Here is a 26255-nt window from a genome sequence, read left to right as displayed (position 1 = left end):
GTATAGCAGCGCGGGCAGGCGGCCGCGGACGCGCAGGTACAATGCGGCCCCATGGAATCCTTCGATATCGCAGTGATCGGCGCGGGCGCGGCCGGGATGATGTGCGCGGCCGTGGCCGGGCAACTCGGCCGCCGCGTGGTGCTGATCGACCACTCGCAGCGTCTCGCGGAAAAAATCCGCATCTCCGGCGGCGGCCGCTGCAACTTCACGAATCTGTACGCCGGGCCGGCCAATTATCTGTCGGCGAATCCGCATTTTTGCCGCTCGGCACTGGCGCGCTACACGCCGCGCGACTTCATGGCGCTGCTCAAGCGCCATCACGTGACATGGCATGAGAAGCACAAGGGGCAACTGTTCTGCGACCAGACGAGCGACGCCGTCATCAATGTGCTGAAGAACGAGTGCGACGCGGGCGGCATTGCATGGCGCGCCCCGCTGTCGGTCGAACAGGTGCGGCAGGATGCCGAAGGACGGTTCACGCTGGACACGCACTCGGGTCCGATCATGGCGCGCGCCCTCGTGATCGCGACCGGCGGTTTGTCGATTCCGAAGATCGGCGCCACCGATTTCGCCTACCGTCTCGCCAAGCAATTCGGCCACAAACTGATCGACACGCGCCCAGCACTGGTTCCGCTGACCTTCGCGCCCGCCGACTGGGAGCCGTTCGCGGCGCTTTCCGGGGTGTCGCTGGAAGTGCGGCTGGCGACCGGCGATAAAAAGACCGGCGCCGAATTCAACGAAGACCTGCTGTTGACGCACCGTGGCCTGTCCGGCCCCGGCGTTCTGCAAATCTCGAGCTACTGGCAGCCCGGCGAGCCGATTCACATCGACCTGCTGCCGGAGCAGCAGGCCGTGACGGCATTGCTCGAAGCGAAAACCGGCACGAAGCGTCAGATTGCGAATCTGTTGTCGGACTGGGTGCCGCAGCGGCTCGCTCATGTATGGCTGGAGACCCACCAGATACCCGCCGAAGCGCGCGTCGCCGACTTGCCCGACAAGACCCTGCGCCGCATCGGCGAGGCTTTGTCGCGCTGGACGCTCACCCCGAACGGCACCGAAGGCTACCGCAAGGCCGAAGTGACGCGCGGCGGCGTCGACACGCGCGACCTGTCGTCGTCGACGATGATGAGCGCCCGCGCGCCCGGTCTGTACTTCATCGGCGAAGCGGTGGACGTGACCGGCTGGCTCGGCGGCTACAACTTTCAATGGGCGTGGGCGTCGGGCGTGGCGGCCGGCCAGGCGGCCGCGGAGTACGTCCGCGGGGCTTGACGGCGCCATGGCTTTATGAGAAAGCTCTGCTATACTCCTGAACCTTTACAAAGTTCCGTTATTGAAAAATGACGACCATCCGCGTAAAAGACAACGAGCCGTTTGAAGTTGCCATGCGCCGTTTCAAGCGCACCATGGAGAAAGCCGGCTTGTTGACGGAACTTCGCGCCCGCGAGTTTTACGAAAAGCCTACGGCTGAGCGCAAGCGCAAGAAGGCGGCTGCGGTGAAGCGTCATTTCAAGCGTCTGCGGAGCCAGATGCTGCCAAGGAAGTTCTACTGATTCTGGCGTTGCCGCGGTTCCTGTCGAACGGAGCGGCGACATCCAACGGTGAAGGCGCAACTGGCGCCATCACGGAAAACACGGCCCTTCGGGCCAGCCGGCAGGGTCGCATCCACTACGCACATTGCGCCAACCCGCTTGAGGAAGCAGTCCCAAGCGGGTATCTGTGTTGATGCAATTGGCGGCGCGGCCGGTTTTTCAATTCCAACGCATTCAGGTGAGTGATGAGTCTCAAGGACCAGATCAACGACGATATGAAGGCCGCCATGCGGGCGCGCGAGACCGAGCGCCTCGGCACGATCCGTCTGCTGCTGGCCGCGATCAAGCAGCGTGAAGTCGATGAGCGCGTCACGCTCGACGACGCCGCCATCACCGCTGTCATCGACAAGATGATCAAGCAGCGCAAGGACTCGATCAGCCAGTTCGAAGCGGCCGGCCGCACGGATCTCGCCGACAAGGAAAAGGCCGAGCTGGCCATCCTGTCCGCTTACATGCCGGAGCAGATGTCCGAGGCGGAGATCGTCGCCGAAGTCCAGGCCGCCGTCGCGCAAACCGGCGCGGCCGGCCCGCAGGACATGGGCAAGGTCATGGGCGTGCTCAAGCCGAAACTCGCCGGCCGTGCCGACATGACCGCCGTCTCGGCGCAAGTCAAAGCCGCGCTCGCGAAGTAATTCCCTATTTCCAGTCCGCGCCTGCCGCCGCCCGACGGCTCGGCTCGCGCGGCCTCGAGCTTTTCAGGCAGCGTCATTTACTGTGATTCCACCGTCATTCCTGCAGGACCTGCTGAACCGCGTCGATATCGTCGACGTGGTCGGCCGGTATGTGCAGTTGAAAAAGGGCGGCGCAAACTTCATGGGGCTGTGCCCGTTTCACAACGAGAAGAGCCCTTCGTTTACCGTTAGCCCGACCAAGCAGTTCTATCACTGCTTCGGCTGCGGCGCGCATGGTACGGCCATCGGTTTCCTGATGGAGCATGTGGGCTCGTCGTTTCCCGAGGCGGTCAACGAACTCGCGCAGTCGGTGGGTCTGACCGTGCCGAACGAGCCTTCGCCGGGGTATGGCGGCGGCGGTGGGGGTTCCGGCGGTTATGCGCCGGCGGCGTCAAAGGCGGTGACCACGGCGCTCTCCGAGGTCATGCAGAGCGCCTGCGACTTTTACCGCAAGCAATTGCGCGGCGCGCCGGTCGCGATCCAGTATCTGAAGAAGCGCGGCCTGACGGGCGAGATCGCGGCCCGCTTCGGGCTCGGCTACGCGCCGGACGGCTGGCAGAACCTCGAAGCCGCTTTCCCGAACTACCGTGACGACGCGCTGGTCGAGTCCGGCCTTGTAATCGTCAGCGAAAAGTCCGACGCACAGGGTCAGAACCGTCGATACGACCGCTTTCGCGAACGGATCATGTTCCCGATACGCAATGTGAAGGGGCAGGTGATCGGCTTCGGCGGCCGTGTGCTGGACGGTGGCGAGCCGAAATATTTGAATTCCCCGGAAACGCCTCTATTTAACAAGGGCAGCGAGCTGTACGGGCTATTCGAGGCGCGCCTGGCAATTCGCGAGCAGCATTACGTGCTCGTGGTTGAAGGTTATATGGACGTGGTTGCGCTGGCCCAGCTAGGGTTCCAGAACGCGGTCGCCACGCTCGGCACGGCTTGCACGCCGATTCATGTCCAGAAACTGATGCGCCAGACCGACACGGTCATCTTCAGTTTCGACGGCGATTCGGCGGGACGGCGCGCGGCGCGCCGTGCGCTCGATGCCTGTCTGCCGCATGCGGCGGACAACCGGACGATCCGGTTCCTTTTTTTACCGTCCGAGCACGATCCGGATAGCTACGTGCGTGAATTCGGCACCGAGGCGTTCGCCGAGCAGGTCGAGCGTGCCATGCCGCTCTCGCAGTTCATGCTGAACGAAGTACTGACAGGCAAGGAGCTGGACCAGCCGGAAGGCCGCGCCCGCGCGCTATTCGACGCCAAGCCCCTGCTGCAGGCGCTGCCGGCCAATGCGTTGCGCGCCCAGATCATGCATATGTTCGCCGACCGGCTGGACGTGCCGTTCGACGAAGTGGCGGCGCTGTGCGAGGTCGATTCACGCATCGCGGCGGCGGCCCGTTCGGCCCCGGCACGCAAGGACCGGCGCAGCGTGACCGGGATCGAAGAGAAAACGCTGCGCAATCTGGTGATGTACCCGCGCACGGTGGCGGTGCTCGACGAAGAGTCGGAACAGGCGCTTCTGAGCGTCACCCGGCACGGAGAGCTATTCGAGGAAGTGACGACGCATGCACGCGCGCTGGGCGATTCGGCGGAATTTCAATTGTTGTCGGATCTGTTGCGCAACGGCGCAAACGCCCCAACTTTCGAGGAAATCTTTCGCAAAATTCTAGACTATGATGAAAACGTCCGGGATTTGCTGCTGAAGGACCCGGAAGATGCGACCGTCATCGAGGAACGGCGCGAGCAGGAACGGATCGTTGGCGAAGAACTGAAGGCGGCGATTCTGAAGATGCGTTACGACGCTTACTGCGATCGTCTCGAGCAGCTTTCGCGGCAATCCCGGCATACGCCGGAGGAGTTCGCGGAACTCTCGGAACTGAATCGGAAGCGGGCTGACATGAAGCGTCAGCTTGGGTTGTAGGCGGAACGCCGGAAACCTGGGTGGTATAATTAAAGGTTTCCAGCGGTTTGTTTTTCAAAGGGTTTTCCTAGCAAAGGCGAAAAGGCGATGCGATGGCAAAGACTTCAGACGGAACCACGGGCGGAAAGAAAGCGGCAGGCACGCGCTCCAGGGAGCGGACCGGAAAGGTCACCGAGGCCAAGTTAGCTTCTTCCGCCAAGAAGGCGTCTGCCGTCAGCGTTGCGCCGGCTGCGGGGAAGAAATCCTCGACCACTTCAGCTGCGCGAGCGGAGCCGGTCAGGGCGGCGAAAGCTGTATCACCCGTGGCCAGGCGGCCGGGTGTCAGAAGCGCAAGGGAAGCGGCTGCCGCGAAGGACGATGCGGTAGTGCGCGAGACTCCAGTATCCACGGTTCAACCGGCTGTTGTCCACCAGCCGCGAGTCGAGACTACAGCCGGTACGGCGAACTCCATGACGAAAAAGCTGAATGAAGTACCCGTCGATGACGACGCAACCCAGAGCGAAGAAACCCCTGCAGCCGTTCCCGGCAAGGTGGAAAAGGTCAAGGCTCGCGATCGCCGTGCCAAGGAAAAAGCGCTGCTGAAAGACGCGTTCGCGTCGTCGCAGCCCGGCACGGTCGAGGAAATCGAGGAGCGCCGCTCCAAACTGCGCGCGCTGATCAAGCTCGGCAAGGAGCGTGGTTTCCTGACCTACGCTGAAATCAACGATCACCTCCCGGACAACTTCACGGAAACCGAGGCGATCGAAGGCATCATCAGCACATTCAACGACATGGGCGTGGCGGTGTACGAGCAGGCGCCGGACGCTGAAACGCTGCTGCTGAACGACAACGCGCCGGCCGCTTCGTCGGACGACGAAGTGGAAGAGGAAGCGGAAGTCGCGCTTTCCACCGTCGACTCGGAATTCGGCCGCACCACCGACCCGGTCCGCATGTATATGCGTGAAATGGGTACGGTCGAACTGCTTACGCGTGAAGGCGAAATCGAAATCGCCAAGCGGATCGAAGACGGCCTGAAGCACATGGTCATGGCGATCTCCGCGTGTCCGACCACGATCGCCGACATTCTGGCGATGGCTGAACGCGTCGCGAACGAGGAAATCCGTATCGACGAACTGGTCGACGGTCTGATCGACGCCAACGCGGAAGATGCGGACGGTTTCTCCGCGCAAGAGGCCGAGGCGATCGAGAGCGAGGACGCGGAAGTCGAGGAAGAAGCCGAAGAGGACGAGGAAGAAGACGACGGCACGGCGCAAGCCACGGCCAACGCGGCGCAGATGGAAGCGCTCAGGCGTGCGTCGCTCGAAAAATTCGCCCTCATCAGCGAATGGTTCGACAAGATGCGTCGCGCGTTCGAGAAGGAAGGCTACAAGTCCAAGTCTTACCTGAAGGCGCAGGAAACGATCCAGAACGAACTGATGACGATCCGCTTCACCGCGCGTACCGTCGAGCGTCTGTGCGACACGCTGCGCGCGCAGGTGGACGAAGTGCGTCAGGTCGAGCGTCAGATTCTGCATACGGTGGTCGACAAGTGCGGCATGCCGCGCGCCGAGTTCATCGCACGCTTCCCCGGCAGCGAAACGGATCTCGAATGGGCCGACAAGATCGTTGCCGAAGGTCACGCATACAGCGCGATCCTCACGCGTAACATTCCGGCGATCCGCGAACAGCAGCAACGTCTGCTGGATCTGCAAGCACGCGTGGTGCTGCCGCTGAAGGACCTGAAGGAAACCAACCGTCAGATGGCGGCGGGCGAGTTGAAGGCGCGTCAGGCGAAGCGCGAGATGACCGAGGCGAACTTGCGTCTCGTGATCTCGATCGCGAAGAAATACACGAACCGTGGTTTGCAATTCCTCGACCTGATTCAGGAAGGCAACATCGGTCTGATGAAGGCGGTGGACAAGTTCGAATATCGCCGCGGCTACAAGTTCTCCACGTACGCAACGTGGTGGATTCGCCAGGCCATCACGCGTTCGATTGCGGACCAGGCGCGTACGATCCGGATTCCGGTTCACATGATCGAAACGATCAACAAGATGAACCGCATTTCGCGTCAGATTTTGCAGGAAACCGGTCTCGAGCCGGATCCGGCGACGCTGGCGGAAAAGATGGAAATGCCGGAAGACAAGATCCGCAAGATCATGAAGATCGCGAAAGAGCCGATCTCGATGGAAACGCCGATCGGCGACGACGACGATTCGCATCTGGGCGACTTCATCGAGGATACGAACACGGTCGCGCCGGCGGATGCGGCGTTGCACGCCAGCATGCGCGACGTCGTGAAAGACGTGCTCGACTCGCTGACGCCGCGCGAAGCGAAGGTGCTGCGCATGCGTTTCGGTATCGAAATGAGCACCGATCACACGCTCGAGGAAGTCGGCAAGCAGTTCGACGTGACGCGTGAACGGATCCGTCAGATCGAGGCAAAGGCGCTGCGCAAGCTGCGTCATCCGAGCCGCTCGGACAAGCTGAAGTCATTCCTCGAAGGGAATTGACCGAGGCGCGCGACGTGCGGCTGGCGATCTAGCGCTGCGAAGGGGCTGTTGCGGTTGTTTCGCGCCGGCGAGGCGGTTGCGCAGACCCCTTTTTCGTGTAGTATGTCGGCCAATCAGCGAATAGGCCCGGCCTTGAGACCGGGTCTTTTTCTTGGGCCGGACGCCGTGCTGGTTGCAGGCAGCGGACTCATAATCCGCCTCCGAAAGGACATCGTCGGTTCGACTCCGACCCGGCCCACCAAGGATGTAAAAGAAGGGTTCCGAGATTTCGGAGCCCTTTTTTTATTGCATGAAGCCGGCTATTAAGGGCGGCAATATGCCACTTCTATTGCGGTGTTAATCGAGTTGAGCAATTTGATTCGGTTATTTAGAAGGCGGCCTTTATCCGTCGTCTTCTCACCGACACCGCGAATTGCCGCTGAGTTGATTCCCGACTGCGTCGTCCTACTGCCCGCTCAAGGTTCTTCGCAACCGCTGCCCGGTTCCGGGAATATTCGTTGCGCGTGGAACGGCGGGAGGCATTCCCATCCAGAGGACGTTTCCGTCATGCAAACCGATCCCACCATTGATCCCATCGCCGATCCCGCCGGCCAGCCGCTCGATGAGCCAGATGAGCAACCGCGTCCGTCGCCAGACAGACCGGACACGCAGCCGGAAACCGGTCCGCTTGCACCAGGCAGTTCGCCCGAAGACGAAGAGACGCTTGGCCGATCGCAAGACAAACCATAAGGCTGGCCAGCCTGAAAGTAGGGAAACTCCGTGTAAAAAAGGGTACGGCAGCGCCGTTAAGTAAATCAGGAAGGCTGTTAGATGTTTGCCGTCCGCTCTCAGCACGGGTTTTGTCACGCGGCGGCCGGCGCCGCAATTCACCTCCGGGCAACGCCCGTGCTGAAGGCTTCCCTCTTTCAGCGCATTGGCTTTTTCCAAGCAAAGTGATGTCCGCTTTAGCTCAGGAATGCGTGACCGCCTAAAACGGCGGTTCTTATCCGCGCCGCCCCACGCGCGGCGGCGACCGCCACCGAGGCCCGGCCCACAGACTGCCGAGCGGCTAAGATCAAATTGTCGGTCTTAGAAGAAGAGCCGGAATTCAATCAAAAAATGATTGCGAGGCAAACCACGGCGATAAGATCGCGCCCTTTCTTTATCCAGATGGGCGACTGTCTCAAATCTATTAAGTTCCAAAGTTTCTAAAATAAATTTATGCCGCATTCGAACGGCAGAGCAATTGGCGATGTTCTTTAGCGAATCAAACTTCTTACTTCGGCCCGATTAAGTCCGGAGTGTTAAAACGCTGTTGCAGACGCACAACTTTTATATTGATTGGTTGCGGATAATTTACGTCTCAGGCAGACGCGAGACATGTTGTGTCTTGCGCTAAATAGCTGAAATACAAGGACTATTACTTATTGCAGGCTGATTGTTGCTGATTCGGAAAAATCATGTTGTGCGAATTGCAGGCGTCGATACCAGGGTGTCCACCTACACTCACGCTTCGTTTCAGAGGGTGCCTGGCTGATCCGAAGCGGTTCAGCAAACGGGGCGGCGGCGTGTGATGCAGGCGCCGTTGAGGCAGGTCCCGCTCCCCGCGTAAATTATCGAACCTGGAGTCCCACGCATGAAAAAGAGTCTCATCGTCGTTGCGGTTGCCGCATCGTTCGCTTCCGTCGCTCACGCACAAAGCAGCGTGACCCTGTATGGTCTGCTGGACGCCGGCCTGACCTACACCAGCAACGTCAACCACAGTTCGAAGTGGGCCGCTGGCAGCGGTGGCATCAATCAAAGCATGTTCGGTCTGCGCGGCTCGGAAGACCTGGGCGGCGGTCTGAAGGCAATCTTCACGTTGGAAAGCGGCTTCAACATCAACAACGGCAAGTTCGCTAACAACAACGGTATGTTCAACCGTCAGGCGTTCGTCGGTTTGGCGAGCGACCAGTTCGGTTCGGTCACGCTGGGTCGTCAATACGATGCTGCGCAAGACTACCTGGCACCGCTGACCGCAACGGGCAGCTGGGGCGGCACGTACTTCGCGCATCCGTTCAACAACGACAACCTGAACACGAACGGCGGCTACTCCGTCAACAACTCGATCAAGTACTCGAGCGCTAACTACGCTGGCTTCACGTTCGGCGGCACGTACGGTTTCTCGAACCAGGCTGGCGCATTCGCGAACAACCGTGAATACAGCGTTGGTGCTGCATACCAGTTCCAAGGTCTGCGTTTGGGCGCGGCTTACGCACAGCAAAACAATCCGGCGGCAAACGCCACCGGTGCTTCGGACGGCGTACTGGCGAACAACTCCGGCGTCATTACCGGCAACTTCCGTCAACGTGAGTTCGGCGCAGCTGCTTCGTACGCATTCGGCCCGGCTACCGTCGGTCTCGCATGGACGCAATCGCGCGTGGACAACCTCGTCGGCGCCGCAGTGGGCCAACGCCAAGGCCGCTCGAACAACTACGAAGTCAACGGCAAGTACAACGTGACGCCGGCTCTGGGCCTGGGCATCGCTTACACGTTCACGGACGCACGCGGTTACGGTACCAACGCGGACGGCAACGATCTGAAGACCCGTTACCACCAGATCGGCCTGCAAGCCGACTACTCGCTGTCGCGTCGTACGGACGTCTACGCTCAAGCCGTGTATCAGCACGCAATGGGCGACGGCGGTGTCGCGTCGATCTACAGCGGCGACGTGTCGCAACTGCCGTCGTCGTCGAAGAACCAGACGGCTGCTACGGTCGGTCTGCGTCACCGCTTCTAAGCTTCAGCAGAAGCTGGTTGTCGTACGAAAAGGTGCCGTTCGCGGCACCTTTTTTTATGGACGCGCGGTTTTGACCGATGGCTGACATCCGCACCGTTTGCATCGATTAGCCTCCCTCACCGCGCAGAAAAGCGCAAAAACAAAGGCCGTCACCGGATCAGCCCGTGACGGCCTTTTTCAATCGAAGCGGAAGTGCCCCGCTCAATCAGGCATGTTGCTCGACCTTGAACACGGCAACGGCATGCCGGAGCCGTTCCGTCTGTTCATCGAGCGAACCGGCTGCGGCCGCGGCCTGCTCGACGAGCGCCGCGTTACGCTGCGTCACGTCGTCCATTTGCCGGATCGCGAGATTGATCTCGCCGATGCCCGAACTCTGTTCCTTCGAAGCCGCCGAAATCTCGTTGATGATCGCCGTCACGCGGTGCACCGCGTCGACCACCTCGCCGATCGTGCTGCCCGCCCTCCCGGCCAGCGTCGAGCCCTCGCCGACTTGCGCCACCGACTGGTCGATCAGCACCTTGATCTCCTTGGCCGCCGTCGCGCTGCGCTGAGCGAGATTGCGCACCTCGCCCGCGACCACCGCGAAGCCGCGGCCCTCTTCGCCGGCGCGCGCCGCTTCCACCGCGGCGTTCAGCGCGAGGATGTTGGTCTGGAACGCGATGCCTTCGATCACGCTGATGATCTCGCCGATCTTGCGCGAACCCTCGGTGATGCCCGCCATTTTCTCGACCACGTCGTTGACCACCTGACCGCCGCGCGCGGCGATATTCGATGCATCGGTCGCCAGTTCGGACGCGGTCGCCGCATTGTCGGCATTCTGCGTGACGGTCTTCGTCAGTTCGTCCATGCTGGCGGCCGTTTGCTGTAACGAAGCCGCCTGTTCCTCGGTGCGGCTCGACAGATCGAGGTTGCCTGCCGCAATCTCCTTCGAGGCGACGGTGATCGTCTCGGCGGAGGTCTTGATTCGCGCGACCGTGGCGGCAAGCTGATTGCGCATCTCACGCAGCGAGAACAGCAGGCTCGACGTGTCGTCGCGGCGCAGGTCGATGTGCGTGGCGAGATCGCCTTGGGCGATCTGCATGGCGATGGCCGCCGCGCTGGAAGGCTCGCCGCCGATCGAACGCGACACATTGCGCACCACGCGCGACGCCACGAACGACACCAGCACGCCCAGCAGCACGAGCATGCCGGCCGAACGCCCGAGGGTTGCATAGAACTGCGCCTGGATGTCGTCCATATAGGCGCCGGCGATGAAATCCCAATTCCACGGAGCGAAGCGCTTCACGTAGCCGATCTTTTCGCTCGGCGCCGTTGCGCCGGGTTTAGGCCACCAGTAGCGCAGAAATCCGGCGCCCGCCGCCGAGCCGCCGGCCTGGGCGATGTCCTGATACAGCGCGTTGCCCTTGGCGTCGCGAAAGGCGCTCATGTCCTTGCCGTTCAGCTTCGGGCTCATCGGATGCGTGATCATCACCGAATCGCCGCGCACGATCGTCACGTAGCCGGACGTGCCATAGCGCTGCGCATTGATGCGGGCGATGGCCTGCTGTTTCGCTTCGTCGACGGAGAGCTTGCCGGCGTCGGCCTGCTTTGCGTAGTCGGCGACGATCGACACCGCCATGTCGGTGACGTCGGCCAGATCCGCGCGCCGCGCGTCCATTTGAGCGCTACGCGCTTCCAACGCGTTCACAACGGTCACGATCAGGAGCGCCACCCAGCAAAGCAGCAACGGGACCCACAACTTTTGTTTGAGTGTCAGACGGTTCATTATCAGCTTGGCCAGGACGTTGAGCTCGGAATGGGGAAGGGCTGCAATCTGCGCTGCATAGCTCGCATAACGGCTTTTGCGGCGCTTTCTTTATCCTGATGCTCAAAATGTGGGCTGATACAAGGCGGGTCGCCGCTGAACGCGCGGCGAAACCGTGCATGGAAAATGCGCGTAAGCGCTAGATCTGTTCACGGCCGAACGCGTACAGGCGTTCGAGATCGAGCACGTCGATCTGGTTGTACGAGAGGCGCAGAATCCGCAGCTTTTCCAGGTTTTGCAGCGCCTGATTGATCCGCTGGCGCGATACGCCCGCCAACAGGCCGACTTCTTCCTGCGAAATGGCGAGCGTTCGGCCCGTGTCGGGATAGAGATCGGGATTGAATAATTGCGCGAGCGACTGCGCGACGCGCGCATCCACGTCTAGCAACCGGCTGTTCTGGATCGAGGCGATGAATTCGCCCATGCGGTTGTTCAGTTGCCGGATCACGAAGCCGGTGAACGGCAGACTCGATTCCAGAAGTGCATGGAATGTGTTGGACGGCACGAACATCGCGAGCGAAGGCTGAATCGCAGCCACGTCGTATTTGCGCAATTCGCGCTTGATCACGCTGCCTTCGCCGAACCAGCCGCCGGGCGGCACGCCGGAGAGCGTGCAACTGCGGCCCGAAGCGTTGTAGATCGCGAGCTTGATGAGGCCGGAATGCACGCCGATCCAGTAGTCCGACGGTTCCTGGCGGCGCGCGATCCACGCGCCGCCTTCCAGGTGCTCCGCGTGCGCGCTGGAGAGCACCAAGGCCTGGTGCTCGGCGGCGAGCGCGCGAAACCAGGCGCAGGTGGCGAATAGCCGCGGCAGGTCGGCGCACGCTACCCGCGCCGGCCGGTGCGAGCGAGCGTCCGACGGGGCGGTGAGAGGAGCGTCGTTCATGATCGGTTAAGCATACGTATGCCGGCAAAGCCGATTCACAAAAGCCGGCGCGCGCTACTCTGTCATTTGAATGACAGACAGTTCACCATGACAGTTGCTAGGCTTGAACCATTAATCAAAACAATCGACGGCGCGGCCCGCGCCCCAGGAGACGACGTGATGAAGCACATGTTCGAAGAAGGCCTCGAGCGGCGCGAGGCCAATTATGTCCCGCTGACGCCCATCGATTTCATCGTACGCGCAGCGGAAGTCTACGGTGAGCGGCCGGCAATCGTCCACGGGGAAATTCGCCGCAACTGGCGCGAGACCTATGAGCGCGCGCGGCGTCTTGCCAGCGCGTTGCGGCAGGCCGGCATAGAACGCGGTGACACGGTCGCCGCGCTGCTGCCCAACATTCCTCCGATGATAGAAGCGCACTTCGGCGTGCCGATGGCCGGCGCCGTGCTCAACACGCTGAATACGCGGCTCGACGTGCCGTCGCTGCTGTTCATGTTGCGTCACGGCGAGGCGAAGGCGCTGATCGTCGATACCGAGTACGGCGAATTCGCGCATCGCGCCGCGCTGGAGTTCCCCGATCTACACGTCATCAGCGTGGCGGACGCGATGCCCGCCGATCCAGGTAAGTTCATCCGCGCGACCGACTACGAAGCGTTGCTGCAATCGGGCGATCCGCAATTCGCGTGGACCATGCCGGCCGACGAGTGGGACGCCATCGCGCTGAATTACACGTCGGGCACGACTGGCGATCCCAAAGGCGTGGTCTACCACCATCGCGGCGCTTATCTGAATGCGCTCAGCAATATCCTCGAATGGGATATGCCCAAGCATGCAATTTACCTGTGGACCTTGCCGCTTTTCCACTGCAACGGCTGGTGTTTTCCGTGGACGGTGGCGGCGCGCGCCGGCGTCAACGTCTGTCTGCGCAAGTTCGACGCGAAGACGGTGTTCGACCTGATCCGCCGCGAACGCGTCACGCACTATTGCGGCGCGCCGATCGTGCAGAGCGCGCTGGCGAATGCGCCGGCCGAATGGCGAGACGGCATCGAGCATCGCGTGTCGACCATGGTGGCCGGCGCGGCCCCGCCACCGGCCGTGATCGCGAAGATGAAGGAAATCGGTTTCGATCTGACGCACGTGTACGGACTCACCGAGACCTATGGGCCGGCTGCCGTCTGTGCGAAACAGGAGGAGTGGGAAGCGCTCGGCGACAGCGAACGCGCCGAACTGAACGCGCGGCAAGGTGTGCGCTACCACTTGCAAGCGGCCGTGACGGTGCTCGACCCGGACACGCTCGCGCCCGTGCCTGACGACGGCGAGACGATCGGCGAGATCATGTTCCGCGGCAACATCTGCATGAAGGGCTATCTGAAGAACGAGCGCGCCACCGAAGCCACCTTCAGCGGCGGCTGGTTCCACACCGGCGACCTGGGCGTGCGGATGCCCGATGGCTACATTCGCATTCGCGATCGCAGCAAGGACATCATCATTTCAGGCGGCGAGAACATTTCGAGCATCGAGGTCGAGGACACGCTGTACCGTCACCCCGCGGTATCGGTTGCCGCCGTGGTGGCGATGGCCGATCCGAAATGGGGCGAGGTGCCGTGCGCATTCGTCGAACTCAAGGAAGGCGCTCAGGTGAGCGCGGAAGAGATCATCGCGCACTGCCGGCTCTTTCTTGCGGGATACAAGTTGCCGAAAGCGGTGCGCTTCGGCGAATTGCCGAAGACGTCGACGGGAAAAATTCAGAAGTTTGAACTGCGCGCGCGAATCAAGGCGGAGCAGGGCGAGTAAGGCCACTTGCGGTTGCAAAGCGTGTCGCATGGCGCACTACGTCATGTCGCGAGATGCGCGCGCAAATCATGCGCGCGTCATCGCGTAGAGCCGTGGGCCGCGCGCTTAACCGCGCGTGTCGACCCAGTTGCGTGCCCAGCTTGCCGAGTGCTGCAAAGCCTGTTCTTCGTTCGTGAAGTAATCGAGCGAATAGAACTGGTAGCGCCCTTCGGCACGCGCGCTGTCAGCGCGTTCGAGCAACAGGTTGGATGAAAAGCTGCCGTCGGGCAAACGATGCGCCGAGGGTTGGACGGCATAGCCGTTGTAGTGATGCCTATGTTTGTTTGTCATTTTATTTTAATGATGTACGAGTGCGTGCCTGCCGGGCGGACCGTTGTACGAGTCACGCGGACGAGCCGATTCAAGCCATTGCAAGCCGAATCACGACGCAGTCGGAAAGCGAAAAAAGGGCGTTGAAGCCAGAGGGAGAATGAGAGGTGCAACGAGGCGTTTGGCGCTTTGGGCTTGCTGCGAAAAACACATGCAGCTAAAAGCGATCGCGCCAACTGTGGGAGACAACGCTCCGCGAGGATGTCGCTGCAGCCCGATGCCCGTTGCCGGACACCGAGCCCTTCAAACTTACAGCGGCTTGATGTTAGCCGCTTGCAGACCCTTCGGGCCTTGCTTCGTTTCGAAGCTCACCTTCTGATTTTCAGCGAGCGTCTTGAAGCCGTCGCCGCTGATTTCGGAGAAGTGCGCGAACAGATCGTCGCCGCCCTTGTCCGGGGTGATGAAGCCAAAGCCCTTGCTGTCGTTGAACCACTTAACGGTACCGGTATCCATGAAGAATCCTTGAGGAAAAAATAGAAAGATTTGCTCTGTTGAGGAGCGCTTGAAGCGTCAAGGAGGGAGAGGACAACGAATACCGCTGAGGAGCGAACATTGATGAACAGCAATCGAACTTCTTGAACTTCGATCGCCACAGTAACCGCCGGGGCATGCCAGCGTCAACACTTAACTTGTAACTGTTTCGGAAAAGGCCTATTGCTCCTCGCCCCGGCATACTTGCGGCCGTGGTTCGGCGTGTCGCGCGATGCGGCACCATAAGCGGCTCAGCGCGCCAAGCCGAACCACGGCAAGCGAGGTTTCAGATGCCGACTTTATGTGCCGTCAAAACGAGGCGTAGTCCAAGCGCCGCAACCGCGCCCGCCGCGACGCGATCGATCCACGCTTTCCAGCGCAAATAGACTTCGCGCGGTCGCTTGCTCGAAAAGCACAGTGCGACGATCGTGTACCAGCCGGCTTCGATAGCGAAGATCGCGGGCGGCAATGCGAAGTAGGACCACAGCGGCGGATGTTGCGGAAGCAGGGCCGCGAAGATACTGCCGTAGTAGACGGCTGTTTTCGGATTGCTGAGTTGCGTGCTCAGGCCGATCCAGAAAGATTTGCGCACATTGGCCGGGGCGGCTTGGGCTGCATCGAATGCGAGCGGTTTGGCCGCGCCGCGCCAGATTTTCGACGCCAGGTAGATCAGGTAGAGACCGCCCGCCACTTTCAGGCCGATGTACAGCCATTCGACGGTGGCGAGCAACGTGTATAGGCCGAGCAACGCCACGCCGCTAAAGAACACGCCGCCGATGCCCATGCCGAGCGCGGTGGCGAGACCGTCGCCGCGCGATAGTCCGATCGCATTGCGGGCCACGATGACAAAGCTCGGGCCGGGGCTCATCGCACCGAGCAGCAGCGCGGCGAGAATCGTGACGATAGCGGTCGATGCGGGCATGTTGTGTGTCTCCTGTACGCTCGGATGTTAATCAATGAAACATAGCATGAGTGGGTGTGGTCTTGCATTTGCGTTTTTCCGTGCGGATTGTGTTTAGCTTTGCGCCAGTATCTATCCTTGCTGTCTCAAGGTTAATTAACTGCGCGCCTGCGCGGGCGGCCCTAATAACCCAATAAGAATTTGAAAACCCCCACATCGCAGGTAAAGCAAACCCTTGCTGCAAACATAAGAAATTGGATGCTAGAATTGCCTTCCATACGCTGAAGCAGCCTCGGAACACTGAGGCAAGTCGTGGGCCGAATTCGAGCCGTTTGCCGGCCAATTCCCCGAAATCCAGGATTTGTTGGGCATGATTTCCAGGTGCGAGTTTCCCCGCATCGGGAGAGGCGTCGCGAGTTCGATTCGCACGTGCCTATCTGAATCACGCATAAGCTTCGCGTTGTTTTAGCGAACTCTTTGTATATCCAACGCGAGCATTATCAGCCGCGAAACCGGTACGTTATGAAAGAGCGAGAAGAACAAAGGCTGTTCGACCTCGACGGGAATGCGCGTGAGCGCTTGATCCTGTGGATACGCCGACGCATGGACGAATACGGCATCACGACCGAAGCGCTAGCCAAGGCGATCGAGGCCGACGCAGCCAAGACGCGAGCCGTAATGTATCGCGACGCCTTCGGCAATACGTGGGACGGTCACGGCGACAAGCCGGACTGGCTCGCGCGCGCGATTTACGCTGGGCAGAACATCGATCACTTCCGTTGTTGAGGTCTGCGTTTCGGCGCTCGCATAACGGCGATGAATCAGCCGGCATATGCCTTCGCCGTTGATCGGGTGCGTGAACTGCCTTAAGATCGGCGGCTCGTTGCCGACTCCGCACCCAATCAATTCGGGCTCACACGGCACAGAACCGGAAGCTGCATGCCGTACGATCGTCGAACGCCTTCATTCGAATTTCCTGTCTATCGTTTTCCCGCGTGGTTCCGCTACGTCGCGTTGTTCGGCCTGTTGTGGCTGAACATCGGCTGGTCGTTTGCGGCGGGCCACGAGCCTGCGCGGCATACCTCCGTTGGCGTGAGCCGGCAGCTTGCACCGTCCATCGGACACGCGTCGAAAGCGCAAACCAGAACTTCAGCCAAAGCCAGGAAGCCAACCGTCCGCAAGGCGCGGCGACGTATTGCGCAGAAGCGCAAGCCTGCGGCGAGCGCGCAGCGGCCGATGCACGTCGGCAAGCTCACGCCCAAGCATCGCCGGCAGGCTGCGCGTATTGCACGTATTGCGCGAGAGCCGCGCGCCGCGAGGCGCCCACAAGCGACAGCGGAACGGCGCGATGCGCGGCCGCGTGCGTCAGCGCCGCGCGGCACTTCGCATGCGTCGCTGCGTCTATTGGCGCGCTGCGGCTACACGCCTAAATCGCGAGCGTTGCTTCATGCAAAGGCTGTCTATGTCGTGGACGAGCGAACGCATACCGTTCTCGCCGAAAAGCAGGCCGACCGAGTCATGCCGATTGCTTCGATATCCAAGCTGATGACGGCCGTGGTGTCACTCGATGCAAGGCACAAGCTGAACGCGCCGCTCAACGTCACGGTCCAGGATCAGGATTTCGACAAGTTCACCGGCTCACGCCTGGGCGTCGGTTCGACCTTGTCGCGGCATGACATGTTGCACATTGCGTTGATGTCGTCGGAGAACCGCGCCGCGGCTGCGCTCAGCCGCGATTACGCCGGCGGCCGGCCGGGTTTCGTCGCCGCGATGAACGCGAAGGCTCGCGCGCTGGGCATGCGGCATACGTCGTTTGTGAACGGTACGGGCTTGTCGCCGCGGAACGTTTCGACCGCGCGGGACTTGTCATTGCTGGTCGAGGCGGCGAGCCGTTACCCGTTGATTCGCGCTTACTCCACTGATCGCGAGCAAATCGTCTTGCCCGGCAGCGGCCGCGCGCGGCTGAGTTATCACAACTCGAATGCGCTGGTGCGAGGCGGTGACCGGTCGATCGTGTTGCAGAAAACCGGTTTCATCAACGAGGCGGGGCACTGTGTCGTCGTGCGGATGATCGTGCATGGCCGGCCCGTCGATATCGTGGTGTTGGGTGCGTCCGGCGCGCGCGACCACATTGCCGATGTCGCGAGAATCAGCCGCTGGCTGCGGTGCTCGTTGAAGTAACTGCTCTCGACGGGCGCAAAAAAAAAGCCCGCGCGAGGCGGGCTTAACTACTCGGAGTTTCGTGATCCAGTCGCCAGACGGATCAACGTCAGTGTAGGTGAAAGCAATCTGAAAGTATAGAAATTCTGCTTCACAGGTCGAAAAATACGGTTTCCCGATCGCCTTGCATGTGGATGTCGAACCGGTACACGTTGGCCATGTTCGGTTCGCGGCGCGCGATCAGCGTGCCGCGCCGGTCCGCCGGAACCGCTGCCAACACGGCATCGTGCTCGTTTGCCTCGGCTTCGTCCTCGAAATAGATGCGGGTAAACGTGTGCAGCAGCATGCCTCGCATCGTCACGATCACATTCAGATGCGGCGCTTGATCCGGGCTCACGCGGCCCGGTTTCACCGTTTCCACGATAAAGCGCTGCTGCGGATCCGTACCCGTGCCGACACGTGCGAAGCCGCGAAAACCGGTCTTCAGGATTTCCTCGCGCGATTCCGGAAAGCGGCCATCGGCATCCACTTGCGACATTTCCAGCATCGCGTCGCCGATTACCTTGCCGTCGCCATCGAACACCTGGCCGACGATCGTGACGTGCTCGCCGGCCGCTTCACGGTCGGCCAGAACGGGCGTGAACAAGCTCCTGAAGTCGAAATCGTATTGCTGCGGGCACAGACCGTAAGCGAAGTACGGCCCAACCGTTTGCGAAGGCGTTTGCTTGAGAGTGGTCATGGTTTAACGCTCCATCGGCGTTTCGTTGCGGCCGCGCAGCACGATGTCGAAGTCGTAGCCGAGCGCGTAGGCTTCTTGCGTGGTGTCGAGCGAGAAGTTCGCAATCAGGCGGTCACGCGCATGCTCCGGCGTGCCCTGAAAAATCGGATCGAAGGCCAGCAGCGGGTCGCCGGGAAAATACATCTGCGTGACGAGACGCGAGCCGAAATGCTCGCCGAATAGCGAGAAATGAATGTGGTTCGGACGCCATGCGTTCGGATGATTGCCCCACGGATAAGCGCCCGGCTTGATAGTCAGAAAGCGATAACGGCCTTCGTTGTCGGTGAGGCAGCGGCCGGCGCCGAGAAAATTCGGATCGAGCGGCGCGTCGTGCTGATCGTTCTTGTGCACGTAGCGGCCAGCGGCATTGGCTTGCCAGATTTCCACTAGCGTATTGCGCACCGGACGACCGCCCTCGTCGAGCACACACCCCGTCACGATGATGCGCTCGCCGAGCGGCTCGCCGTTGCGCACCGCATTGCGCGTCAGATCGTGGTCGAGGGCGCCGAGGTCTTCGGTGCCGTAGACGGGCACGCGCTGGTCGCGCAGCTTTTCCTTCAGCGGAATGAGCGGACGCGTCGGGCCACGTTTGACCGATGAGCCGTAGCCGGGATAGATGTACTCGGGGTGGGACGCGAAATCGCGCGCGGTGAGAAAGGACTCATCCATGAGTGTCTCCTTCGAGGAATTGTGGGTGCAACTTATGGAGCGACTTTATCCAACCGGCTCGGTTATGCAAAGTGACGTTTTCGCCCTTTTCGTATAACCTTTCGTTATGCAACGAAGCCTCGCGGACAGCCGCGTCAAATTCCGTCATCTCCAGTGCTTTCTCGCCGTCGCGCAGTTCGGCAGCGTGCAGCGGGCCGCCGAAAGTCTTTCCATCACGCAGCCGGCGGTGTCCAAGACCGTCGCCGAACTGGAGGCGATTCTCGGCGTGAAGCTGTTCGAGCGCGGCCGCCACGGCGCAGTGCCGACCCGTGAGGGCCAGCTCTTCATGCCGCATGCGAGCGCCTGCGTCAGTGCGCTGCGGCAGGGCGTCGACTTGTTGGCGCGCCCGGAAGGCGCGGCCGCGGCCACGCTGGAAATCGGCGTCTTGCCGACCGTCGCCGCCGCGCTTATTCCGCCGGTGCTCAAGCGGTTCGCCGCGCTATGGCCGCGCGTGATCGTGCGCCTCGCGACCGGCGCCAACCCCGAATTGCTCGAACGCCTGAAAGCAGGCACGATCGAATTTGCGATTGGGCGTCTCGCGGACCCGGAGCGAATGGTCGGTCTCAGCTTCGAACAGCTGTTCAGCGAGCCGTTGATCGCGGTGGTGCGGGCCGGGCATCCGCTGGCATTGGGCGCCGGTTTGCCAGCCACCTCGCTGGAAGATTTTCCGGTGGTGCTGCCGCCGTTCGGCACGCTCATCCGGCAATCGGCGGAAAGCTTGTTGAGCGCGTGGGGCGTGCCGCCGCTGTCGGCGTTTGTCGAGGTGCTGTCGGTATCGACGGGCCGCGCGTTGACGCTCGAAAACGACGCCGTGTGGTTCGTGCCGCTGAGCGCGGTGGAGTACGAGCTGGCGCACGGCATGCTGGTGCGTTTGCCGTTACCGTTCGCCGGCACCGACGAGCCGGTTGGACTGATCCGGCGCTCGGACACGCAGCCGTCGCCGGTGGGGCGCGCGCTAATCGACGCCGTGCGTGAAGTCGCGCAATTGCGCATGGCCGCCGCCGCTGCAGGCAAGCCAAAGCCCGCGACAAAGGCAAAAAAGGCGAAACGTACACGTGGAACCGCAACGCCCACGGCACGCTGAAAACCTGACCCGCCGCGCTCGCGACCATGCACGCGGCCCGTCGATTCGCTGCAAGTGAACCGTCCGGTACAAAATGAAGGTTGCGAACGCTCGACTAGCCGGTGTACAAACACGGTGCAAAAACCGTCGCCGACCGCGTTGCCGTACCGCGGATGCGCGACGGCTCGCACCGAACATCGGAAAAAAGCGTCGAAAGACTGCACAAGGAGATTGCCATGCCCAGCGACTTGCCCACTCCAGACGCCGCGCTGCGCGCCGTGTCGGCGCCTGAGCACAATCCGCTCGGCACAGCCGGCCTCGAATTCGTCGAGTTCGCCGCACGCGAGCCGAAGGCGCTCGGCGAGACCTTCACGAAACTCGGCTTCAAGGCGATTGCGCGCCACATCAGCAAGGACGTCACGCTGTATCGCCAGGGCGAGATGCATTTCCTGATCAACGCCGAACCCGATTCGTTCGCCGCGCGCTACGCCGAGGAATACGGCGCGGGCATCTGCGCGATCGGTATTCGCGTGGCCGACGCGCAGCGCGCGTTCGATCGCGCGATCGAACTCGGCGCGTGGGCGTTCGAAGGCGAGCGCCTCGGCGCGGGCGAACTGCTGATTCCGGCGATCCAGGGCATTGGCGACTCGCACATTTATTTCGTCGACCGTTGGCGCGGCCGCGGCGGTCAGCGCGGCGGCCTCGGCGATATTTCGATCTTCGACATCGACTTCCGGCCCATCGAGATCGACACCGCGCACGCCGATTTGAGTCACGTGGGCACCGGCCTCGTCGCGGTCGACCATCTCACGCAGACGGTAGGCGAGGGCCGCATGCAGGAATGGCTCGACTTCTATCGCGACCTGCTCAACTTCCGCGAGATTCACGAACTGCACGCGAACTGGCATGTGTCGGCGGAATCGCGCGTGATGGTGTCGCCATGCGGCGCGATCCGCGTTCCCTTGTATGAAGAGGGCACGCGCCGGACCAATCTGATGCACGAGTATCTGCCCGATCATCCGGGCGAAGGCGTGCAGCACATCGCGCTCGCCACCGACGATATCTTCGCGTGCGTCGAGCAACTGCTGGCGAACGGCGTTGAATTTGTCGAGCCGCCGCCGCGCTACTACGAGCAACTGGACACACGGCTACCGGGCCATGGGCTCGATGTCGAGCGGCTCAAGCGCACGCATGTGCTGGTGGACGGCGAGATCGGCGCGGACGGCGTGCCGCTGCTGTTCTTTCAGACTTTCGTGCGACGTAACGCCGGCGAGATCTTCTTCGAGATCGTTCAGCGGCAGGGGCATCACGGTTTTGGCGAAGGCAATCTCAGCGCGCTCGCGCAGGCGCGTGAGCAAACGGGCGCGTAACGCTCCAAGGCTTGGCGCTTGATCAATCGGTATCGGGATTGCCGGCCAAGCCCGGATTGACCGCGCCATACGCAGCCGCTTCCCCCAGCAGCCATTCGCGGAAGCTGGCGAGCGGCTTGCCGTGACTCAACTCGGTCGGATAGACGAGGTAGTACGCCGAGTCGGCAACCGCGGGCGCGTCGAGCGGTATCGCTAGTCCAAGCTGTTCGAGCTGCGCATCGACAAAAAAGCGTGGCACCAGCGCAATGCCGAGACCCGCCGCGGCCGCGCTGATCAGCATCGTATGAAGTTCGTAGCGCACGCCTTGCATCGTCCGGTTATCGTCGACGCCGAGGTTGGCGAACCATGCCGCCCAGCCATCGGGGCGCGTGGTGGAATGCAGCAACGGGTAATCCAGCAGATCTGCGGCGTTGCGAACAGGCCGCGTCAGCAGACTCGCCGCGCACACCGGCACGACTTCCTCACTGAACAGAAAATCCGCCGACGTGCCCGGCCATGTCGGTTTGCCGTAGTGAATCGCGGCTTCGAAATGCGTATCGCCGAACGGAAACGTGCCCGTGCGCACGCCCATATTGACGCGTACATCGGGATACTGTTCGTTGAATGCCGCGAGCCGTGGAATCAGCCATTGCGACGCGAAAGTCGGCAGCACCGCCAATTCCAGATAACCGCCGCCGCTGCCATGCGCGATGATCGACAGCGTGTCGCGATCCAGTTGCTCCAGCGCGCGCCGCACCTGCGCGCTATACACCTTGCCCGCCTTCGTCAGCATCACGCGCTGTTTGGCGCGCGCGAACAGCCGCACGCCGAGATTGCTCTCCAACGTATTGATCTGCCGGGACACCGCGCTTTCGGTGAGGAACAACTCACGCGCCGCATGCGTGAAGCTCTCGTGTCGCGCGGCGGCTTCGAAAGCGAGCAGCGCGCCCATGTTGGGGATCTTGAACTTTCGCACGTTGATTCCGAAAACGCATCAAGTGGCGATTTTATCTCGCTTTACGGCGTCGCCGCGGCTCTGAATAATCTCGCCTTCGGCGATGCCGCGCGTAGGCCTCGAAGCCACGCCGGCATGCCGTCCTCCAAATACACGAACGCGTCTCACCGCACGCCGCCCGGAACCGATATGCGAAACATCAAGAATGCGAATGTCGAACGACTGCTGCTGAAATTGCTCGGCGTCGACAAAACCGCGCGGCTGTTCGCCACGCTGAACCATCCGCGAATCCTCAGCGAATGCGAAGAAGGCACCGTGACGCGTGCCGAACTCGCCCAAGCGTTGAACATGGCGTTGTTCGACGACTTGCTGGCGCGCTCCGCGAATGGCCGCGAGTACACGCAGGAGACGATCGCCGCGGGCGGCGGCGTGTACTTCGACCACGGCGCATTGCGCACCGTGCGCTGGCATGAGAACGGCGCGCTGCCGCCGGGCGAAGCCGCGTTCGCGCGCATTCTGCGTCCGCTCGGCTTCAGCATCAACGGCCGCTATCCGCTCGACCGTCTCGGCATGACCGGCCGCGCGTGGGCGCACGACGACGCGCCCGATGAGATCGCGCAATTCTTCGTCAGCGAATTGCACCCAGAGCGTTTCTCGGCGGAATTCCAGCAGGCGGTGACGAATGTGATCGGCGCGTCGCGCGATCCGCTGACGCCGCAAGCCGTCGGCCATTTATGGCAGCTCGAACGCGAAGGCGTGCTGCCGCTGGAGGCGGCGCATGCGTTGCTACCGGTGATCGTCGGCGCGTTCGCGCGTCAGCACGAGACGCCATGCGAGGCCGATTACGACGTGTTGTTGAAGGAGTCGGCGGAAATGGCGTGGATCGCGACCGAAGGCAACGCCTTCAATCACGCCACCGATCGCGTCGCGGACGTGTTCAAACTCGCCGACGACGAAAAAGCCAAGGGTCGTCCGATGAAGCCGGAAGTGGAGCGTTCGCGTTCGGGCCGCGTGTTCCAGACGGCGTATCGCGCGGACATCGTGCGGCGCGAATTCCGCGCGGCCGACGGCAGCATCGTGACGCGCGACGTGCCGGGCTCGTTCTACGAGTTCATCACGCGCAAGCGGACGTTCGATCAGGACGCGCGCCGCTGGCAAACGGATCTGCGTTTCGACGCGGGCAACGCACAGGGCATCTTCAAGATGACCGCGAACCAGGCGGCTTGACGTATCGTCGCCAGGCGAGTGCCGCGGACGTTGGGGGCGCGTCGTCAAGGCGCTTTCGTTATTTCTTGCCCGATTCGGCGAGCGGTACGGTTGCCGGTGCTTGCGGGATGTCGGCGCTGGTCGCCATCCACAACACCTCGGCGTCTTCTTCGCTGGTGGACACCGCGGCGTGGCCGGTGCGGCTGTCGAAGTACAGGCTGTCGCCGGCGTTCAGATGCGTCGGCGCGTACAACTCGGAATAGAGGCACACGCTGCCGCTGATGACGTACAGGAATTCTTCGCCTTCGTGACGGCCCCAGTCGTCGAACGCGTCGAGCGTATGCGCGGAGATGCGGATGCGAAACGGCAGCATCGCTTTGTGCGCGAGGTCGGTGGCGAGCAGTTCCATCTGGTAGCCGCGATAGGCGTGACGCTGGCCTTCGTTTTTGCGGGTCAATGCGCGACGTCCGTTGGCGCTGACTTTGGGCGTCGAGCCGAACAACTCGCCGATTTCGATTTTCAAACCGACGACGATTTTCTGCAGCACGTCGAATGTGGGGGACATCAGGCCGTTTTCGACTTTGGAGAGCGTCGAGCGGGAGACGCCGCAGAGACGGCTCGCGGTTTCCAACGTCAGGTCCTGCGCCTGGCGCGCGGCGCGCACGCGTCGTCCAAGGTCGGTGGGGGATGCGTCGGCGGGTTTGGTGAGGTGGGTGTCCATGGGGCCAGCGGGTTTGTTGCGCGCCTCGGGCGGGCGGGTCGTGTTTCCGATAATAACATTGGGTGAAGGGGTGGGGGGTTCTTCGGAATCCGCTGTAGAGCTAATGCCGCGTGGCGGACGCGCTGCCTGGAGTTCGATAACTTTTCTCATCAGAAACATCGCGTGCTGGGGTGGATAAAGCGTGCCGGCCATGGATGCGCGTGCTCGATATCCGCACTAAGCAAATCGGGGAGATAGGTGAGTTAGGCGTTCGGTTTTTTTACCATGCTGGCGCAGGCGCAAGTTTCATTCGAATGCATGCTTAAGGCGCGTTGCTGGATTCGCAACAAGGCAAAGCTGCTAACTCCCGCTTGGCGACCAATGCCAGTACGTCTCACCCCACGGGCTTCCTTCGATCGCGGGCATGATTTCGCCCGCTTCGAAATAGCGACGGCTCCCCGCTTTCGCTGGTGTATGCCACCAGCCCGCTTCCGGGCAAGGGCTACCGCCGCGGACATTGAGACGGACGGGCTCACGTTTCACCGGCTGCGGTACGACAGTCGGGGGCTCGGGAATCGGTGCGGCGTCGGGCAGGTCAAAGCGCGCTGCCCGCGCGCGCGCGTTCTTCGTATCCGCGCTCGGCAAGTCCGGGATATAGGTATGCAAGGCGTCGGGCCCTGGATCGCGTAGCACGCGCAATACGCTGTTCACGAACACGTAGGGTTCGGGTAGACCTTCCTCGGGGGCGCCGAGACGCGGGAAATCCCCGGCGCGGATCAGCAGGCACGAGCCGATGCGTTCGATGTGAATGTCAGGACGATTCAGTGCTTCGCGTATGGCAGCCTCTCCCCCGAGGCGGTCGACGAATAACTCGCCCAGGATCGTGTACCAGTTCACGCCCTTGATGAAACCCCAGCGGCCGACTTTTGCGCCGGGATGTAAGCCCGGATAAAACGCCGTCATGTGGTCAACAGACTCGCCTTCGTATGAGACGGGGTCGTATTCTTTGGATTGCAGGTGCGCGGTGCTATCTATTTCCAATCCGCTAAAGCGCTCAGCAAGCGCCCATTCCTGCGGCATGTATCGGTGATAGCTGTAGGGGAGAATGGGCGATAAACCGCCATAACCACCACGCACGATCAATCGTTGGCAAACGTAACGCAAAAAGCTTTCGTATTGCGCGATGCCATCGGTCGTTGTGACCAACTCCATTGGGACGTTAAATTTCAAATATGACAGGCCTGCCTCCCTACCCTTTGATACGGTCCATCCAGTAGGTGCGGTGTAGTCCTCCGGTACAACAATATTCGTTAACGTCTTAATGTTGTACTCTGCAGCGGTGTCTTGATCGGTGGCGCTGGAACGCACCACTCCGACTTGAAGATGTGACGGCGTTTCAACAATGGCTCGCCGGATCTTCTCAATACCAGTACGCTTCGAAAACTTAGCGAGATCGGTGTCCTTGCCTCCGTTTAGATGTTCGCCGAACAGCTGTTCGAAGCGGTCGAAGCAATCGAGGATGCGTTGCCGACCTTCTGGATTTCCACCACGCTCAAAAAAAATCGTACCAATGACACCCGGTAGCACGCCCATGCGGTTATCGGCAAGCCGCACACTCAGATCTTCCTTGTACCGTGCGAGCGCTTGCGCGGGCGTCAAGGTGGTCGTCACCGGGGTCACAAACAA

The 26255-nt window shown here is 61.6% G+C and carries 23 protein-coding genes and 1 tRNA gene; 14 read left to right on the top strand and 10 right to left on the bottom strand.

The window, feature by feature from the left end; genetic code table 11:
• Positions 1–51: 51 nt before the first annotated feature.
• The 8 genes from ACTJLC_RS13765 to ACTJLC_RS13730 all read left to right on the top strand — a co-directional run bounded on the left by ACTJLC_RS13765 (position 52) and on the right by ACTJLC_RS13730 (position 9428).
• Complete coding sequence (locus tag ACTJLC_RS13765) at positions 52–1269, top strand: NAD(P)/FAD-dependent oxidoreductase (RefSeq protein WP_083081700.1); 1218 nt, start codon at positions 52–54, stop codon at positions 1267–1269.
• Between the two features lie 68 nt (positions 1270–1337).
• Positions 1338–1550, top strand: a complete 213-nt coding sequence (gene rpsU, locus ACTJLC_RS13760; protein ID WP_073428636.1) for a 30S ribosomal protein S21 — start codon at positions 1338–1340, stop codon at positions 1548–1550.
• Between the two features lie 224 nt (positions 1551–1774).
• Positions 1775–2221, top strand: a complete 447-nt coding sequence (locus tag ACTJLC_RS13755; RefSeq protein ID WP_073428637.1) for a GatB/YqeY domain-containing protein — start codon at positions 1775–1777, stop codon at positions 2219–2221.
• A gap of 82 nt (positions 2222–2303) precedes the next feature.
• Positions 2304–4178 carry a DNA primase gene (gene dnaG, locus ACTJLC_RS13750; RefSeq protein ID WP_083081699.1) on the top strand — a complete coding sequence of 625 codons (1875 nt, stop codon included), beginning with the start codon at positions 2304–2306 and terminating at the stop codon, positions 4176–4178.
• Between the two features lie 92 nt (positions 4179–4270).
• Complete coding sequence (gene rpoD / locus ACTJLC_RS13745) at positions 4271–6670, top strand: RNA polymerase sigma factor RpoD (RefSeq protein WP_310130977.1); 2400 nt, start codon at positions 4271–4273, stop codon at positions 6668–6670.
• Positions 6671–6823: 153 nt separating this feature from the next.
• Positions 6824–6911: transfer RNA gene (locus tag ACTJLC_RS13740), tRNA-Ile, on the top strand.
• A 305-nt stretch (positions 6912–7216) separates the two neighbouring features.
• Positions 7217–7399 carry a hypothetical protein gene (locus ACTJLC_RS13735; protein ID WP_310130979.1) on the top strand — a complete coding sequence of 61 codons (183 nt, stop codon included), beginning with the start codon at positions 7217–7219 and terminating at the stop codon, positions 7397–7399.
• A gap of 886 nt (positions 7400–8285) precedes the next feature.
• Positions 8286–9428: a porin gene (locus tag ACTJLC_RS13730; RefSeq protein ID WP_073428641.1), complete on the top strand. Its 1143-nt coding sequence runs from the start codon at positions 8286–8288 to the stop codon at positions 9426–9428.
• A gap of 205 nt (positions 9429–9633) precedes the next feature.
• On the opposite strand, the gene ACTJLC_RS13725 is transcribed toward ACTJLC_RS13730, so the two are convergent.
• Complete coding sequence (locus ACTJLC_RS13725) at positions 9634–11193, bottom strand: methyl-accepting chemotaxis protein (protein WP_310130981.1); 1560 nt, start codon at positions 11191–11193, stop codon at positions 9634–9636.
• A 178-nt stretch (positions 11194–11371) separates the two neighbouring features.
• On the bottom strand, positions 11372–12118 hold the full coding sequence (locus ACTJLC_RS13720) for a Crp/Fnr family transcriptional regulator (protein WP_310130983.1): 747 nt from the start codon (positions 12116–12118) through the stop codon (positions 11372–11374).
• Positions 12119–12277: 159 nt separating this feature from the next.
• Here ACTJLC_RS13720 and ACTJLC_RS13715 point away from each other — a divergent pair, with 159 nt between their 5' ends.
• Positions 12278–13909, top strand: a complete 1632-nt coding sequence (locus tag ACTJLC_RS13715) for an acyl-CoA synthetase (protein ID WP_310130985.1) — start codon at positions 12278–12280, stop codon at positions 13907–13909.
• A 105-nt stretch (positions 13910–14014) separates the two neighbouring features.
• Here the strand turns inward: ACTJLC_RS13715 and ACTJLC_RS13710 are convergent, their stop codons facing one another.
• The 3 genes from ACTJLC_RS13710 to ACTJLC_RS13700 form a co-directional block, all read right to left on the bottom strand.
• On the bottom strand, positions 14015–14239 hold the full coding sequence (locus tag ACTJLC_RS13710) for a hypothetical protein (RefSeq protein WP_073428645.1): 225 nt from the start codon (positions 14237–14239) through the stop codon (positions 14015–14017).
• A 288-nt stretch (positions 14240–14527) separates the two neighbouring features.
• Positions 14528–14731 (bottom strand): cold-shock protein, encoded by a 204-nt coding sequence (locus tag ACTJLC_RS13705; RefSeq protein ID WP_012428559.1) that lies wholly within the window; start codon positions 14729–14731, stop codon positions 14528–14530.
• 304 nt (positions 14732–15035) lie between these two features.
• On the bottom strand, positions 15036–15671 hold the full coding sequence (locus ACTJLC_RS13700) for a LysE family translocator (RefSeq protein WP_073428646.1): 636 nt from the start codon (positions 15669–15671) through the stop codon (positions 15036–15038).
• A 501-nt stretch (positions 15672–16172) separates the two neighbouring features.
• Here ACTJLC_RS13700 and ACTJLC_RS13695 point away from each other — a divergent pair.
• Together ACTJLC_RS13695 and ACTJLC_RS13690 are read left to right on the top strand one after the other, a co-directional pair.
• The gene (locus tag ACTJLC_RS13695; RefSeq protein WP_310130987.1) at positions 16173–16436 is read left to right on the top strand and encodes an H-NS family nucleoid-associated regulatory protein; all 264 of its coding nucleotides are present in this window, start codon (positions 16173–16175) and stop codon (positions 16434–16436) included.
• Positions 16437–16589: 153 nt separating this feature from the next.
• Complete coding sequence (locus ACTJLC_RS13690) at positions 16590–17831, top strand: serine hydrolase (RefSeq protein ID WP_310130990.1); 1242 nt, start codon at positions 16590–16592, stop codon at positions 17829–17831.
• A 130-nt stretch (positions 17832–17961) separates the two neighbouring features.
• Here ACTJLC_RS13690 and pcaG read toward each other — a convergent pair whose 3' ends face one another.
• On the bottom strand, positions 17962–18549 hold the full coding sequence (gene pcaG, locus ACTJLC_RS13685) for a protocatechuate 3,4-dioxygenase subunit alpha (RefSeq protein ID WP_083081685.1): 588 nt from the start codon (positions 18547–18549) through the stop codon (positions 17962–17964).
• Positions 18550–18552: 3 nt separating this feature from the next.
• The gene (gene pcaH, locus ACTJLC_RS13680; protein WP_310130993.1) at positions 18553–19257 is read right to left on the bottom strand and encodes a protocatechuate 3,4-dioxygenase subunit beta; all 705 of its coding nucleotides are present in this window, start codon (positions 19255–19257) and stop codon (positions 18553–18555) included.
• 106 nt (positions 19258–19363) lie between these two features.
• Between pcaH and pcaQ the strand changes: the two genes are divergently transcribed.
• Positions 19364–20380: a pca operon transcription factor PcaQ gene (gene pcaQ / locus ACTJLC_RS13675; protein ID WP_310130995.1), complete on the top strand. Its 1017-nt coding sequence runs from the start codon at positions 19364–19366 to the stop codon at positions 20378–20380.
• Positions 20381–20595: 215 nt separating this feature from the next.
• The gene (locus ACTJLC_RS13670) at positions 20596–21729 is read left to right on the top strand and encodes a 4-hydroxyphenylpyruvate dioxygenase family protein (RefSeq protein WP_073432929.1); all 1134 of its coding nucleotides are present in this window, start codon (positions 20596–20598) and stop codon (positions 21727–21729) included.
• 22 nt (positions 21730–21751) lie between these two features.
• On the opposite strand, the gene ACTJLC_RS13665 is transcribed toward ACTJLC_RS13670, so the two are convergent.
• Positions 21752–22684 (bottom strand): LysR substrate-binding domain-containing protein, encoded by a 933-nt coding sequence (locus ACTJLC_RS13665; protein WP_310130997.1) that lies wholly within the window; start codon positions 22682–22684, stop codon positions 21752–21754.
• A 168-nt stretch (positions 22685–22852) separates the two neighbouring features.
• Here ACTJLC_RS13665 and ACTJLC_RS13660 point away from each other — a divergent pair, with 168 nt between their 5' ends.
• Positions 22853–23890, top strand: a complete 1038-nt coding sequence (locus ACTJLC_RS13660; protein ID WP_374709836.1) for a DUF1338 domain-containing protein — start codon at positions 22853–22855, stop codon at positions 23888–23890.
• A gap of 58 nt (positions 23891–23948) precedes the next feature.
• On the opposite strand, the gene ACTJLC_RS13655 is transcribed toward ACTJLC_RS13660, so the two are convergent.
• Together ACTJLC_RS13655 and ACTJLC_RS13650 are read right to left on the bottom strand one after the other, a co-directional pair.
• The gene (locus tag ACTJLC_RS13655) at positions 23949–24590 is read right to left on the bottom strand and encodes a helix-turn-helix domain-containing protein (protein ID WP_310131068.1); all 642 of its coding nucleotides are present in this window, start codon (positions 24588–24590) and stop codon (positions 23949–23951) included.
• A 339-nt stretch (positions 24591–24929) separates the two neighbouring features.
• Positions 24930–26255 (bottom strand): type VI immunity family protein, encoded by a 1326-nt coding sequence (locus tag ACTJLC_RS13650; protein ID WP_310130999.1) that lies wholly within the window; start codon positions 26253–26255, stop codon positions 24930–24932.

It is taken from the genome of Paraburkholderia sp. 22099 (assembly GCF_052045835.1).
Taxonomy (GTDB): Bacteria; Pseudomonadota; Gammaproteobacteria; order Burkholderiales; family Burkholderiaceae; genus Paraburkholderia; species Paraburkholderia terricola.
This window is presented reverse-complemented; position numbering and strand designations above follow the sequence as displayed.